The sequence below is a fragment of the Nitrospira sp. genome, from assembly GCA_030653545.1.
In the GTDB taxonomy this organism is placed as follows: Bacteria; Nitrospirota; Nitrospiria; order Nitrospirales; family Nitrospiraceae; genus Nitrospira_D.
Genome location: JAURZE010000028.1, coordinates 251455 through 266124 on the forward strand (window position 1 = coordinate 251455; position 14670 = coordinate 266124).

Genomic DNA, 14670 nt, shown 5'->3' on the forward strand with positions numbered 1-14670 from the left:
TCAACAAGGTGCTGGGTAGGGAATCTGTAGCCTAGGCTGATGAAGAGGGAGGCAGCGCTGTCTGGCTGGATTTGGGCTCAATGGTCTCAATGATCCCGCCCCCTAGGACTCGGTCCTCGTCATAAAACACAGCGGATTGCCCGGGACTGAGTGCCCGCTGTGGCGTGCTAAATTGAACGATCATCCTTCCGGCAGACAGAGGAATAGTCGTAGCTGACGATGGGGGTGTGGCGTAACGCACTTTACAGTCGACTCGGGACGGCGCGGCTAGAAGTCTGGGATCAAGGATATTGAGGTCTTTTACTGTACAGGAGGAGCTGAGCAGGTGTTCTTCCGGTCCAAGAACGATTGTGTTAGTAGCAGGTTGAACCCGCTGGACGTAGAGGCGTTGTCCGGTGGCGATGCCGAGCCCTCTTCTTTGTCCCGGTGTATAAAATGGAATCCCCTCGTGGGTTCCTAGCGTGGTTCCGGTTTCGTCGACGAAGTGTCCGGGCGTGCTTTGGAGATCGGGTTGTTCCTGGAGGAAGGTCCGGTAATCGCCATGACTGACAAAGCAGATTTCCTGACTCTCTTTCATCTCCTCTTCCGGAAGCCCGAGCGAGGCGGCTTCTCGCCAGACATCGGCTTTCTGCATTTGTCCTACAGGAAATAGCAATCGGTTCAGCCAGGATGCCTGGAGGCGGTAGAGGAAATAGCTTTGATCCTTCCTGGCATCAGCTCCTTTCCTGAGGGAGAGGGGCTCGCCGCCTCGGTCGACATGCGCATAGTGGCCGGTCGCCACGAAAGAGATGCCTTTTGAGTCCGCGAGTTCGATGAGTTGGCGAAGCTTCACGCGTTCGTTGCAGCGCACGCAGGGGTTTGGTGTGGTGCCACTCGCATAGGCGGAAACAAAGTCATCAATGACCGCTGTGCGGAACTCGGCGCGGGAGTCGACGAGTTCGTGCGGGATATTGAGTTGTTTGGCCACGTATCGCGCGATGCCAACTTTGCAACAGCCGCGCTCCTCCCAGCGCTTCGAGGCCGCGACTTCCTCGTTCTCATGCTCCCAGACCTGGAGGGTGACGCCATGGACTTCAAATCCCTGCCGAGTCAGAAGGAGGGCGGCTACGGAGCTATCGACTCCCCCGCTCATACCGAGGAGGACGGTTGGACGTGACATAGTGCGGCTATTGTACTGTCTGACCGGCGAAAGGGCTAGAGGTCTGGCGTGCGTATTTTGCTTCGATGGAGAGTCAGGTCGTGGACATTCTTGGCCGATTGGGGATGCTCCTCGACCCAGCGATGGGCGCCCATATCGCACATACCATGAAAATGCGCTCCGTCCTCGATGGCAATGGCTGGAGTTCGGATGTCCCCAATAAGGACGCCCTGTTTGAGGATTTGGATTCTTTCTGTGGCTGTAACGGTCCCGTTAATCTTTCCGCTGGTGAGCAGCGTCCCTGCGGAGATAATTCCCTTGACCACGGCAAACTCCCCCACGATCAGTGTGCCGGTGGTGTGGATTTCACCTTCCAGTTTCCCGTCGATGCGGACGGTGCCGTCGAAATTCACGACGCCTTTGAATTCCACCCCTTTCCCAAGAAAAGTGAAATTGTCGTCGTCCGATGGGGAAGATTTCTTATCGCCAATTGCCCACATGCGATCAAAGGTCCTTCTAGGTACAGCAGGCTCACCGGGTGTCTCGGGTTCAGGACCCCGATGAGCGTATTAATTGTGTCACCGGAAATGCTAGCCGTTGATCCTTTTTATGCCGCCTTGGCCTGAGATGCCAACCGGGTGAAGGGGCGTTTCGCGAGTGACTTCTCGAATTCCTTGTGACATTTCTAGGGTGCCGTTAAATAGCACCCCTTCTTCAATAGAAAGCATTGGGGTCTTTATTCCGCCATTGACGATGGCTGGGGCGCGAAGCTTAATCTTTTCTTTGGCAACGACATCGCCTGTGATTTTTCCTTTGCAGACGATGGTTCCGGCCGTCACTTTGGCCGTGATTACTGCCTCTTCGCCCACGAGGAGTACGCCTTCCGTATGAATTTCTCCGTCGAGAGATCCATCAATTCTGACGGTTCCGTTGTATGAGATGGTGCCTTTAAACTCGACGCCTTTGCCGACAAACGCACTAACATCTTCTGAGGCTTCCTGGCGACCCAGGTTTGAAGCGAGCGAGATATCCTCAGCTTCCACTTCCTCTGCCATCGTACGCTTCCCGTCCTGCTTGTCTGATTTCCACATAATCGATGCTCCTCCTCTTGGGTTCGGGACAAAAGATGATTGGGTTGACCCCTGTTAGGTGCTGTATCGGACTGTCTAGGGAAGATATTTAGCGTTAGTTGAGAGAAAAGCAACAAATATGCCTTTTCTCAGCATGCGTCTGAGGTGTGGCGAGAGCGAGGCGGTCTATGCGAGGAGATTGTCGATGATTCCCTCCAGCTCTGGTGCGGAATAATAGTGGATGATGACTTTCCCGCTTTTTCGTCCCGCTTCGATCGTGACGCGCGTTCCAAAACGTTTTTGGAGCCGTGATTCTATGTCGGTCCAATGCGACGTGGGCATTGATGGTTTTGTCCGTTTTCTTGTGGGGCTTGAGGTGGTGACGAGGCGTTCGGTCTCGCGAACGGAGAGGGCGCGGGCCGCAACCGTCTTCGCAATTTTGCATTGGGTCTCAGGAGTATCCAGCCCCAGAAGGACTTTGGCATGTCCTGCCGAAAGGGTTCCGGACTCTACGAGAGCCTGTACGTCGTGGTGGAGGTTGAGTAGGCGTACGGAATTGGCCACAGAGGAGCGGTCGCAGCCGACCTTTTGTGCGATGCTGTCGTGAGTCAATCCGAATTCATTCATCATTCTCGAGTACGCTCTGGCAGTTTCCATGGGATTGAGGTCTTCTCGTTGAAGATTTTCAACAAGGGCGAAAAGTATCGCTTCTTGGTCGCTGCAATTTCGTACGACGGCTTGGATGGTGTCGAGGCCGGCCTCTTTGGTGGCGCGCCATCGCCGCTCTCCCGATATGAGTTCAAAAATGCCGTCACCTTTTCGACGGACTAAAATTGGCTGAAGCAAGCCGCTTTCTTTTATTGAGGCTGCGAGTTCTGCTAGCTCGGCGGGATGGAAAATTTGCCGAGGCTGGTAGCGATTCGGTACAATCGCATCAATTCTGATCTGCTGAACATCTGCCGCATTGCTTGGGACGGTCGGTTGGCCCCCCGGCAGCAAAGCATCGAGACCTCTACCTAGTGCTTTTTTCTCCATGATCGAGAAACTCCTTTGCGAGTGAGAGATACGCCTGTGATCCCGATGAGGCCGCATTATAGAGAATGCCTGGCCGACCATAGCTCGGGGCTTCAGCCAACGTCACATTTCGAGGAATGACGGCTTGGTAGACCTTGCTTCCAAAATGGTTTCGGACTTGTTCGGACACCTGGCGAGCCAAAGTATTGCGTGCATCGAACATGGTCAGCACGATCCCCTCGATGAAGAGTTCGAGATTGATGGACTGCTTTACCCGCTCGATACTGCCTATAAGCCGAGAGAGTCCTTCCATCGCATAGTACTCACATTGCACTGGAATGAGAACTGACTTTGCCGCAGCAAGGGCGTTAATTGTAAGAATGCCGAGAGCTGGTGGGCAATCAAGCACAATGACATCGTATGTATTGAGAATCCCTTTGATCGCGTCGCGGAGATGGTGCTCTCGCCCATCAACATTAGCTAGCTCGATTTCAGCCCCGGCGAGATCGGCGTTCGAAGGCAGTATGAAAAGCCCATTGACGCTTGTTTTCTGAATGACATTCTCGCAAATGTCTTGTTTTATTAAGCAGTTATATATTGTTTTCTGTAATGATCGCGGGTCGACCCCAACTCCACTGGTTGCATTACCCTGTGGGTCGAGATCAACCAGTAAGACGGATTTCCCTTGTAGCGCAATTGCGGCTGCAAGATTGACTGAAGTCGTTGTTTTTCCGACTCCTCCCTTTTGATTGGCAACCGCAACTATCCTTGCCATTGATTGCCCTTCCTGTAGATGGAGGTTGTTCCACGTGGAACAACCTCTCTCAGCAATTCACATTGAAAGAGAGAGGCTTGTAATAACTCTTGTTCCATATCCGTTTGGAAGGTCAAAGGAGTATTCATTCTCAATGATGGTTCTTGAGTCAATTCTTGATCGATCAATAGGGGTTGAAAGAAATAGGAGTATTCTTCCATGGTTAGTCAATAAGGCTCTTGATAGGTCAATGATGAATTCAAACTTTATCCCCCTTGCAACAATATAACTGGCCAGTTCGCGATTTATGAAATTATCTGCGAGCCGTTCCAAGGACCCTTCAAAAACATCAACGTCTGATAGCTTAAGTAACCCAATGATATATCTTAAGAAAGATGATTTCTTCTTTGATGGTTCAACGAGAACAAGTCTGAGGTCTGGGCGCAGTATTTTTATCGGAATTCCTGGAAATCCTGCACCGGAACCAATGTCAAAGATGAGGCTCCCGTCTATAAAATTTTCCGCTTTAATAGCTGCGATTGAATCGATGAAATGCTTAATCACGACTTCTTCGTCTTTGACGATGCTTGTTAAATTCGTAGTTTTGTTCCATTCCTTAAGCTGTTTCAAATAGATCATGAACTTGCTGGATTGGTCAGCAGTCAAAACTATCCCAATCGAAGAAGCTGACCTGGATAATAGCGATTGGAGATCTGCTCTCTGTTCCACGTGGAACACATACGTGATTGAAACTGTGAGGTCAAGGGAAAGGTGGGGGGAACTCGATAGTCGCGTCAAACTTCTGCTGGTTGTTGGCCTTGCCGTTTAAATTTCTCTATTGCGACGATGAGAAGGGAAATCGCTGCAGGAGTTACCCCTGCAATTCTTGATGCTTGCCCAATTGTAGCCGGCCTCACGCGTGAGAACTTTTCAAGTACTTCACGTGAGAACCCTTGTATGGCTCCATAGTCAAACGCTGATGGTATGGCTTTTAGTTCGAGTCTTTTGAATTGTCCAATTTGCTGTAGTTGTCTTCTGATATAGCCTTCATATTTGATTTCCAATTCAACTTCATCAATGATTTCATCATCATCAATGGATACACCATCAAATTTCATCAAGAGGTCTCTATATGAATACTCCTGCCTCTTGAGCAACTGTGCAAATGTTTGGGACGAGTGGCGATCATCAATGGTTATCCAGTTCAACCGTGTGCAAATTTCATCAGTAATCTTTGGCCTGGTTGTGCTCAGCCGGCCAATTTCGCTGGCGATACCGTCCCGCTTCTTAAGGAGCCGATTGTAATTATGCTGTGAAACCAATCCGACCTGGTGGCCGATATCCATTAAACGCAGATCGGCATTCCCATGTCTGAGGAGGAGCCGGTATTCGGCGCGCGAAGTAAACATACGATATGGCTCGCGCGTGTCTTTCGTAATCAAATCGTCGATGAGCACTCCGATGTAGGCTTGCGATCGATCAAGAATGAGTGGTTCCAATCCTCGAATCTTCAATACTGCGTTGATTCCAGCCATGACTCCTTGAGCAGCTGCCTCTTCATACCCAGATGTTCCGTTGATCTGTCCTGCGTGATAGAGCCCGGAAACGTACTTTGTTTCAAGGGTCGGGTGAAGTTGACGTGGGGGGAAATAGTCATATTCAATCGCATAGCCAGGCTTGAGCATTTTGGCATGCTCAAGGCCGGGGATGGTGCGAAGTATTTCGCTCTGTACATCAACCGGAAGGCTTGTCGAGATCCCGTTCGGATAAAACTCTTTTGTATCAATGCCTTCTGGCTCGATGAATATTTGATGCCGTTCTCGTTCAGCAAAACGTACGACTTTATCTTCGATTGAAGGACAGTATCTTGGACCAACCGAGTCGATGACGCCACTATAAAGGGGTGAGCGATCGAGATTCTCACGGATGATTTCGTGGGTGTGCTTGTTTGTGTAAGTCAAATGGCAAGGAAGCTGAGGCGTGAAAATGCGCTCAGTACGATGGGAGAATGGCGTGGGAGGGTTGTCTCCAGGCTGCGGAACCATGACCGAGAAATCGATCGAGTCGCCATCGAGTCGCGGCGGAGTACCGGTCTTCAGTCGGCCCAGTTCAAAGCCCAGGTCGCGCATGCAATCGGAAAGGTGTTCTGCGGAGGCTTCTCCGGCGCGCCCGGCCGGAAAATGGTTCAGGCCTATGTGAATAAGTCCCTTAAGGAAAGTGCCTGATGTGAGGACGACCGCGAGTGCGTTGACCGTAACCCCGTCTCCTGTCACCACGCCGTTTACGCACGGCCCTGAGGTGAGAAGTCGATCAACTGTACCTTCCTGAATCGTGAGGCAGGGCTCAGCAGCTAAGGTCTGTTGCATAGCTACGCGGTATAGCTTCTTATCGCATTGCGCGCGCAACGCTCTGACTGCCGGTCCTTTGCTTGTATTGATAAACCTAAATTGAATGCCGGCTTGATCTGTGTTCCGGCCCATCTCCCCGCCAAGGGCATCGATTTCCTTCACCAGGTGGCCTTTGGCGATTCCCCCGACCGCCGGATTGCAAGACATCTGGGCGATTCGATCTTTTTCCATAGTCAGTAACAGGGTCCGCGCACCCATACGAGCTGCCGCGAGAGCGGCTTCGCACCCCGCATGGCCTCCACCGACTACGATCACCTCAAACGTCTGATCCATAAATCACCCGTTACTTCCCGATACAAAACTGAGAAAAGATATGATGGAGAACCTCGTCTGAGGTAATGACCCCGGTAATTTCACCAAGTGTATCTGCCGCGCCTCGTAGATCCACCGCCACGCATTCCGGATGGGCGCCCGACTCGATTGATTCAAGGGCCTTCATCAGATAATCACGGCATCTGAGTAGAATCTCCTGGTGTCGAATATTTGCAATCATGACACTTTGAGATGGCTCGAGACCGCGAACTCCAACTCTTCTCTGGATGCTCTCTCGCAATGCCTCGATCCCTTCTCCTGTCACGGTCGATATCGGCAATGGTACTACACCATCTGGCAAAGAGAGGTGGTCAGGCAAGTTCGCTACCTGGCCCGGAGTGAGCAGGTCTATCTTATTGAGCACGACGACACTTTCCTTGCCGTCTAGTGGAGGGATATCCAATATTTGGGCTGTCTGGAGGACGTCAGTTACATCAACCACAATAATAAGAAGGTCAGCGTCACGCATAGCCTCTTCTGTTCGGCGAATACCTTCTCGCTCAATTGCATCTGTGGTTTCCCGTAACCCGGCTGTGTCCACGAGGGATAGCGTGCATCCGCCAAAGTGAACGGCCTCTTCGATTAGGTCGCGTGTGGTCCCGGGAGTATCGGTCACGATGGCTCGGCTATCTCCTAACAATCGATTCAGCAGACTTGACTTACCGACATTGGGTCGGCCAACGATGACGACCCGTGCCCCTTCTCTCAGTACACGGCCAGTCTGCGAAGAATTCAGAGCGGCCTCGACTACGTTCATCGTCTCACGTAACACCTTTGTCAATTCATCCCGACCCACGAATTCGATGTCTTCTTCAACAAAATCAATCCCCGCTTCAAGATGCGCCAGCATGGCCAAGAGCCGGGATCGCAATTGATCGACTTCGTGCTTCAGATCTCCCCGAAGGTGGCGCTGTGCGATGGCCAAGCTTTGCTCGGAAGTGGCCTTGATTGTCGCGAGGACGCCTTCAGCTTGGGATAAATCCAGACGGCCATTCAAAAAAGCCCGTTTCGTAAATTCTCCAGGAGTTGCGAGGCGACAGCCTGCCTGTAGGCAAGCTTCAGAAATCATGGCCAACGAAGCCCGGCTCCCATGTGCATGAATTTCGAGAACATCCTCCGCCGTATACGAGCGCGGTGCTTTCATGTAGACCACCAGCGCCTCGTCAATGGGAATCTGACAATGCAAGGAGGATCCTGTTAAGGAACTGTCCGGTCGCAGGATGTCGGCGAGGTGGAGGCGATGCGACTCTATCGCGCGTAGGGCAATTCCTGAACGGATGCGGATAAACCGGCTGGCGATTGAGATGGTCTCAGGGCCGCTGATACGTATGATTCCAATCCCGCCTTCGCCCACCGGGGTAGCGATGGCACAGATCGTATCTCCTGACCCTCCAGCATTCAGCATGGTCGCGCTCTATCGTCGATGTCATCCCAGGCTTGTCGCAGGACGAATGGCCATTGGGAAAACGCCAATAATTCAAATAACCGGCTTGTTAGCGAAAATCACGCGATCCGTAATCAGCTGCTGAGAAATGGTCAGCACATTATTAGTGAGCCAGTACAGCACTAGACCTGCTGGGAAATTGATAAACAGAAAGGTCATAAAGGCTGGAAGCATCAACATGATCTTCGCTTGGGTCGGGTCCATTGTGGTCGGAGTAATCTTCTGTTGAACCACCATTGTGATCCCCATAATAATCGGCAGCACGTAGTAGGGGTCCTGTACGGACAAGTCTGTAATCCAAGCCATGAAGGGCGCCTGGCGTAGGTCGATGGTCATATAGAGAATGTTAAAGAGCGCTACAAACACCGGCATCTGCAAAACCATCGGGAGGCAACCACCGACGGGATTCACCTTATGGTCCCGATAGAGCTTGATCAACTCCTTGTTCAGCCGATCCCGGTCCTCCTTAAACTTCTCTTGAATCGCCAAGACTTTCGGCTGGATGACCTGCATTTGTTTCATCGATTTATAGCTCTTGTACTGGAGCGGCACAAAAAGAACCTTGAGCATCATCGTGAGTAGAATAATGGTCACGCCATAGTTATGGGTGTAGTCGTTGATGAAGCGGAGTACATAGAAAATAGGTTTGGCGACCGCTTTCACAACTCCCCAACTGCCGAAAACAAACCAACCGAAATCGATGGTGTCTTCGATTCCAATTTGCATCGCCACGAGGGTGTCATACTCTTTAGGGCCGGCGTAGAGCTGGAGGTTCAACGGGGACCCAGATGACTGAGCAGGAAAACGCACACTTCCAGAAAGCAGTTTGTCGCCTTCCTTCTTGACCACTGTGGACGAGGCCTGCTTCGGGATCAACACGGAAAGAAAATATTTGTCTTGCAGTGCGAGCCAGTGCACTGCGCCTTTGCGCTCGAGCTCAGAATCCGGCGCGTCCTTGTCAACTTTTTCGTCGACGAAGGAAGCGGAGCCGATTTGGCCGATTAAACCATCGCCCCATTCCACAATGCCAAAATTCGTTCCTAAGCCGATGCTCAGGTCCCCGTCCAGACCGGTCGATCGAATTGCGATATCAACCAGATAACTGTCGGCGTGGAAGGTCAAGATCTTCTCGAGTAACAGATTCTTCGACTCGTCACGAAGCTGGAATGTGATGTGGCCGATAGGATGGGAGGTATCGAGGGTGGAGAAGTCTCGTGAAACGGTGTAGAGACCGTTCCCCAACATTTTGGTCAATTCTGTATCAGCCGTGACGATGGCTAATGGCCCGGCAAACTTCGATCCCTGCTTGACCAATTGAACCGGCGCCGAATCGGTCGCGGTCTGTTGGTACCGCTTCAGTTCCCAGCTCGTCAGGACCGCACCGCGAGTCGAGACTTTTGCGCGATACAGATCGGTCTCAATACTCACAATCTCTTCCGTTGGAGTGAGCGGAGCAGTTGGTCCTTCAAGCCCTGGCGAGGAGATTTGGCTTTGTCCAGGCGTCTGTGCCGTGCTCGGGCCAGACGATGCCGATATGGGGGTTGTTTCGGTCGACGGGGACATCGGTCCCGTCTCAGATGATACGGACGCTTCTTGTGTGGGCAAAGGCTGAGGGAGCCAGCCCATTTCTTTCAGCGCATAGTCGTATCCAAAAATAATCGCCAGCGATAGCACCAAGAAAGCGATGACCCGTTTCTCCATCATCTAGATACGTACTTTCCTCAACAACGTTGAACTATTTTTTAACCGGGTCAAATCCGCCGGCATGAAAGGGGTGGCATTTAAGTAAGCGGATCAAGGCCAGTCCGAGGCCCTTCAGGCAACCTCGCTGGTGTATGGCATCCATTGCGTATTGGGAGCAGGTCGGGTCGAATCGGCATGCCGGGCTTAACCATGGTGAGATCACATATCGGTAGCCTTGAATCAGCCCTACGAGGAGACGGCGCATGCTAGATCGACCTCATGTTCAGAAGGCGATGCTTGGACAGGGTAGCGGTCCACAATTCTTTCAGTTCGCCGAATGAAAGAGTCAGGGCGTCTCGCTTGGGGAATACCAGCAGGTGGTAGCCGGGAGTCAAGTCTGGATAAATGGCTCTGACCAGCTCGCGGAATCGTCGCTTCGACCGGTTGCGCTTGACCGCATTACCAAATCGCCTACCGACGACGATTCCCACCTGACTGACAGAATTCTCCGTTCGGCTCGCGAGTAAATTGAAACATTGCGTCGAGCTGCGACGCCCATGACGCTTCACTTGTTCAATATCTCGACTGACTCGCAAGAACATAACGCCAGTTCTGGCACGTGAACTCATACCGTGAGATTCGCCAGACATGAAAGTATGTACGTTGGCAACGGTCACCGGCAGGAGTCGAGCAGACAGCCAATCACGTAGGGCGCAAGGAGAAATACATACCCACTCCAGGCTGCACACACACCGGCACTCATGCGGACCAGCTACAGGCAAACCTTCGAATCCGGCCCGGCAACGGTAGCTGAAATGCAGGCCCTAGACTGCCAGCCGAGCGCGGCCTTTTGCACGGCGGCGCGCAAGGACTTTCCGTCCGTTTTTTGTGCTCATGCGTTTACGAAAGCCATGCTCGCGCTTCTTCTTCAGGTTTGAAGGCTGCTGAGATGTAAAAGACATAACAATCCCCCCAGGAAATCACGTATCGGTTAGGTAATCGAACCCGGCATTATATTGGCCGTGCAGCCAGGAGTCAATTTACGCATGGCTTCAAAATGGAATAATTCGTGGTGCAAATATTTGACTATAAGAGGAGAGACCTAGCGCCTCAGCTCATAAACCATTCATTTCTGAGGCGCTTTTGTATCTCATCTAGCCAGAGTGCCACAGGAACCCCTCGCCTGACCGCGCTATTCATTTTAAAAGCGCTGTTTCATCAGGCATATTTACAGGCAATCAAAGTACAGAGTATGGCATCAAGCTTGCCAATAGAAACAAGGGAATGATCGCGCTATCGCTTTGACCGCTTGATGGCAGGTCCGATGCTTCGGTGAGCATTCCCGTTCAATCACTTACATTACAGGAGGTTCTCTCACATGGGTAGAATTTTAGCTAGCATGCTTGCGCTTACGATCACTGCCATGTTCTCAACCGGGACCTACCTGCATGCGCAGGAAACAGCTCCAGTCGCGGCACCAGCCGCCACAGCTCCTGCAGCCCCAGCGATGAGTGCTCCGGCTGAGACTGAAAAGAAGGTGGATGGAGAAAAGGAAAAGAAGGGTAAAAAGGGGAAGAAGGCCGGCAAGGGCAAGAAGAAGGGTAAGGAAAAGAAGAACGGCTAGGTTTTCTCCTCCCTTGTCTTCCAGGCTGAGAAGGTCGCTCATGTTTGGTGAGGGGCCTTCTCACCCGAGGGAGCCCGAAGTGTGCACGGCCGTCCCCCCACCCTCTTAAACCATAAGGAGAATATGATGAACGTCACGATCAATCGGCTCGCGCCACTGATGCTTGGAGCGATTTTGCTCGCTGGCTGCGCCAAGCCACCCGCCGAGCAAATCGATGCAGCGGAAAAGGCGCTCAAGGACGCTCAGATGAGCGGAGCGGCGACCTATACGGCGCAAGAATATGCCAAGCTCGAAGCGTCCTTGACCGCCATGAAAAAAGAAGTAACGGATCAGGATGGAAAGTTTGCCCTCTTTCGTGACTACGGGAAAGCCGAGCAACTTGCGGCTTCTGCCAAGGCCGACGGTGAACGGGTGAAGGCCGACGCCGTGAAAAAGAAGGAAGAGGCGAAGGCCGGCGCGCTTCAGGCGCAACAAGTCGCTCAGGAAGCGGTAAAGTCAGCCGTCGAGCTGGTGGCCGGCGCTCCGGTGGGCAAAGACCGTGCGGCACTTGAGGCCATCAAGAATGATGTGGAAGCCTTAAAGGCGTCGTTGAATCAGATCCAATTGGCGATCGATAAAGAAGACTATCCGGCTGCCCAGACTCAAGCGAAGGCCATCCATGACAAGGGGCAAGCAGTCTCTGCGGAATTGCAGAATGCGTTGGCGAAAGTGGGGAGGGGAAAACCTTCTGCGCATAAGAAAAAGTAAGGTAGTATTGATTCATGGCTGCCTCTTTAGTGAGAAATGGTCTGATCGCTCTCGCCCAGGGATTCTTCCTGGCGGGGGCGCTCTCTGCCTGTGCCCAAGCAATTCCGCCTGAACTGGTCAGCGCGATTGATCGGATCGATCAGCAATTGGTCGCGCTCAAAGCACCCGAAATCGCTCCTGAAGAATATGCCCGTTTCGTACGGCAATGGGTGCCGCTCCGTGCCCGTGTACAGTCGGATGATGATCTGGTGCGATGGCCGTGGGAAACCAATGATCTTGAAACAGAGCTTCGTAGGCTCCACCAAGAGGGCGGGAGTACCCTCGCGAAGTTGCATGGTGAACGACAGGCACAACAGCACCGTGCTCAACAGAACGTGCTGCGTGTGGAAGAACGGTTGCGCGCGCTCTCCTCGCAAATTGATGCCATTGATGGCCGCATTGTCTTAGGAGGCAAGCCCGTCCAAACCGATTTATTGGTGAAGCAGGCCAGATCATTTTTGGATCAGCATGACTATCAGCGCTCAATTGAAGCCGCTGATTTGGCCGGCAAGGCTTTGCACGTGCAGTCCGCACTTCTTGCCCGCGAACTTGGGCGGTATGCGGATGAGCAGCACATCCGCCGGTGGCAGGCCATGGCGCAGCAGACGATCGAGTGGTCCCGCACTCACCGATCCACGGCCATTGTCGTCAGCAAGGCAGAGAGAACCCTGACGCTCTATAAAAACGGGAGCAGGGTGCTATCATATCCTGTCCGTTTAGGGTTCAATGGTATTCGTGAAAAACAATTCCAGGGTGACGGTGCGACTCCAGAGGGACGATATCGCGTCATAGATAAGCGCGGAGCGGGCCGGACACAGTTCTACCGGGCGCTGGTTTTAGATTACCCGAACCAGGATGATCGCCGTCGATTTGTGCAAGGCAAGAAGGTTGGTCGTATTGCTGCCTCGAAGCAGATCGGAGGCCAGATCGAAATCCATGGCGTCGAAAATGAGTTGATGGCGCAAACGCTTGGTTGTGTCATGCTCGACAATGTTCAAATGAGCGCGCTGTTCGAGCGGGTGGAGCCTGGGAGTGTGGTCAGTATCGTCGGCGCCGTGACCGGGCGCAACGCGGTCGCGACGGCCTTGGCTCAGCTGGGAGAGCACGGAGAAGAAACCTGAGACGACTTCCATGAAGCGAGTCATTCTCCTTATAGGTTCGGTCCTCTCCTTCGGCCTGCTCGTGGCCCTGATTCCGTACAGCAGCAGTCAGCTTCAGTCCTCCATTGCCTCGGCCCCTCAGCCTCTCGCTGTAGATCCAATCGCGCTCCGAGGTTTGCAAAATCAATACAAGGGCCTCAAGAAACAGCTCGCGCAATTTTCGCCCCACCAACATTACATTCTTGTGGACACCGCGCGAAATCACCTCTATGTCAAACGCAGCCAAGAGATCGTGCTGGATGCCATTGCCTCTACCGGCAGCGGAGTGGTGCTCGATAAGCCGGGCGAAAGCAATGCCCAATGGGTCTTCGATACACCGCGTGGAGAATTTACGGTGCAGTCCAAATTGACGCATCCCGCCTGGGTAAAACCGGATTGGGCATTCATTGAAGAAGGACTCATGGTGCCCAAGAATCCCGCCGACCGAGTCGAACAAGGCGTGCTGGGCGACTATGCGCTAGGGTTTGGCAAAGGCTATTTTATTCATGGCACGCTCTATACTCGATTGCTCGGCAAGAACGTCACCCATGGGTGTATTCGGCTCAATGACGATGACCTAAAAAGTGTCTATCAGCTCGCCCGAGTTGGGACACCGATCATGATCTTTTAGTTCATGCTCCTCGTGCAGATGCTGTTCATGCCTTTATCCATCCTTCTTTCCGTGGTTCTTCTTTTCTCGGCTCCCGGTTGGGCTGCCGAAGGTGAGGCGTTTTCCGATCTGGACATGAACGATCCTGTGGCGCTACAGGAGGGCTCGCGGGTTCTCGAAGAAGAACTCAAACTGGCCGCGCGTCCTCAAACCTATCTGCTCATGGATCTTGTGTCAGGGGTCATCCAAATCAAGGCTCGGGGGGTGGAGCTTCACCGGCTTCCCATTGCCGCATGGACGGCCACTGAGCTTCCACGATTGACGGGCATCTTTCGCTTGACGGCCCGTCCGCCGGTGGTTCGCCGCAAGATCGATCCGTCTGCAACGACCGAGCAGGAGCCGATTTCCTTGTCCGATATGCCGACCGAATACCGGCTGTCATTTGCCCCGGCAATGACGATCGACGTCGAGTCTGCCGGGGAGCAAGGGGCGTTAGGATGGATTCACGCGACAAGCCGGAAGGCCTGGAAACAGTTCGGTCTCTGGAAGCAGCATCTTGGCGGAGTTCAGTCATCAAGTGCAGCCCCGACGCTCAGTATCACCCTCTCCAGCGAGCAGGCCCAGTCCCTAGCCTGGTCCACCGTGGACGGGATGCCTGTGGTCATCCGTCGCCCCTCCGAGCCATAGC

Annotated in this window: 16 protein-coding genes; 5 read left to right on the forward strand and 11 right to left on the reverse strand. The window is 52.9% G+C overall.

Annotated elements, in window-relative coordinates:
* Positions 1–31: 31 nt before the first annotated feature.
* From mnmA to rpmH, 11 genes are all read right to left on the reverse strand, one after another.
* Complete coding sequence (mnmA, locus tag Q7U39_16120) at positions 32–1159, reverse strand: tRNA 2-thiouridine(34) synthase MnmA (protein ID MDO9119487.1); 1128 nt, start codon at positions 1157–1159, stop codon at positions 32–34.
* 35 nt (positions 1160–1194) lie between these two features.
* Positions 1195–1638, reverse strand: coding sequence for a polymer-forming cytoskeletal protein (locus Q7U39_16125; protein MDO9119488.1), 444 nt, complete (start codon positions 1636–1638; stop codon positions 1195–1197).
* Between the two features lie 90 nt (positions 1639–1728).
* Positions 1729–2229 (reverse strand): polymer-forming cytoskeletal protein, encoded by a 501-nt coding sequence (locus tag Q7U39_16130; protein ID MDO9119489.1) that lies wholly within the window; start codon positions 2227–2229, stop codon positions 1729–1731.
* 165 nt (positions 2230–2394) lie between these two features.
* A complete protein-coding gene (locus Q7U39_16135; GenBank protein ID MDO9119490.1) occupies positions 2395–3243 on the reverse strand; it encodes a ParB/RepB/Spo0J family partition protein in 849 nt (282 codons plus the stop codon).
* A complete protein-coding gene (locus tag Q7U39_16140; GenBank protein ID MDO9119491.1) occupies positions 3221–3997 on the reverse strand; it encodes a ParA family protein in 777 nt (258 codons plus the stop codon). Before Q7U39_16140 ends, Q7U39_16135 begins: the two co-directional genes overlap by 23 nt.
* Before the next feature lie 57 nt (positions 3998–4054).
* On the reverse strand, positions 4055–4705 hold the full coding sequence (rsmG, locus tag Q7U39_16145) for a 16S rRNA (guanine(527)-N(7))-methyltransferase RsmG (GenBank protein ID MDO9119492.1): 651 nt from the start codon (positions 4703–4705) through the stop codon (positions 4055–4057).
* 65 nt (positions 4706–4770) lie between these two features.
* A complete protein-coding gene (gene mnmG, locus Q7U39_16150) occupies positions 4771–6657 on the reverse strand; it encodes a tRNA uridine-5-carboxymethylaminomethyl(34) synthesis enzyme MnmG (GenBank protein MDO9119493.1) in 1887 nt (628 codons plus the stop codon).
* A gap of 10 nt (positions 6658–6667) precedes the next feature.
* Entirely contained in the window at positions 6668–8101 is a 1434-nt protein-coding gene (gene mnmE, locus Q7U39_16155; protein ID MDO9119494.1) for a tRNA uridine-5-carboxymethylaminomethyl(34) synthesis GTPase MnmE, read from the reverse strand.
* A 72-nt stretch (positions 8102–8173) separates the two neighbouring features.
* Positions 8174–9844 carry a membrane protein insertase YidC gene (gene yidC / locus Q7U39_16160; GenBank protein MDO9119495.1) on the reverse strand — a complete coding sequence of 557 codons (1671 nt, stop codon included), beginning with the start codon at positions 9842–9844 and terminating at the stop codon, positions 8174–8176.
* Positions 9845–9875: 31 nt separating this feature from the next.
* Positions 9876–10088, reverse strand: coding sequence for a membrane protein insertion efficiency factor YidD (gene yidD, locus Q7U39_16165; GenBank protein ID MDO9119496.1), 213 nt, complete (start codon positions 10086–10088; stop codon positions 9876–9878).
* A gap of 559 nt (positions 10089–10647) precedes the next feature.
* Positions 10648–10785: a 50S ribosomal protein L34 gene (gene rpmH / locus Q7U39_16170; GenBank protein ID MDO9119497.1), complete on the reverse strand. Its 138-nt coding sequence runs from the start codon at positions 10783–10785 to the stop codon at positions 10648–10650.
* 416 nt (positions 10786–11201) lie between these two features.
* Here rpmH and Q7U39_16175 point away from each other — a divergent pair, with 416 nt between their 5' ends.
* From Q7U39_16175 to Q7U39_16195, 5 genes are all read left to right on the forward strand, one after another.
* Entirely contained in the window at positions 11202–11447 is a 246-nt protein-coding gene (locus Q7U39_16175) for a hypothetical protein (protein MDO9119498.1), read from the forward strand.
* A gap of 123 nt (positions 11448–11570) precedes the next feature.
* Positions 11571–12194, forward strand: coding sequence for a hypothetical protein (locus Q7U39_16180; GenBank protein MDO9119499.1), 624 nt, complete (start codon positions 11571–11573; stop codon positions 12192–12194).
* A gap of 14 nt (positions 12195–12208) precedes the next feature.
* Positions 12209–13354, forward strand: a complete 1146-nt coding sequence (locus tag Q7U39_16185; GenBank protein ID MDO9119500.1) for a L,D-transpeptidase — start codon at positions 12209–12211, stop codon at positions 13352–13354.
* 10 nt (positions 13355–13364) lie between these two features.
* A complete protein-coding gene (locus tag Q7U39_16190) occupies positions 13365–14003 on the forward strand; it encodes a L,D-transpeptidase (protein MDO9119501.1) in 639 nt (212 codons plus the stop codon).
* A gap of 27 nt (positions 14004–14030) precedes the next feature.
* A complete protein-coding gene (locus Q7U39_16195; protein MDO9119502.1) occupies positions 14031–14669 on the forward strand; it encodes a hypothetical protein in 639 nt (212 codons plus the stop codon).
* Position 14670: the final 1 nt, after the last annotated feature.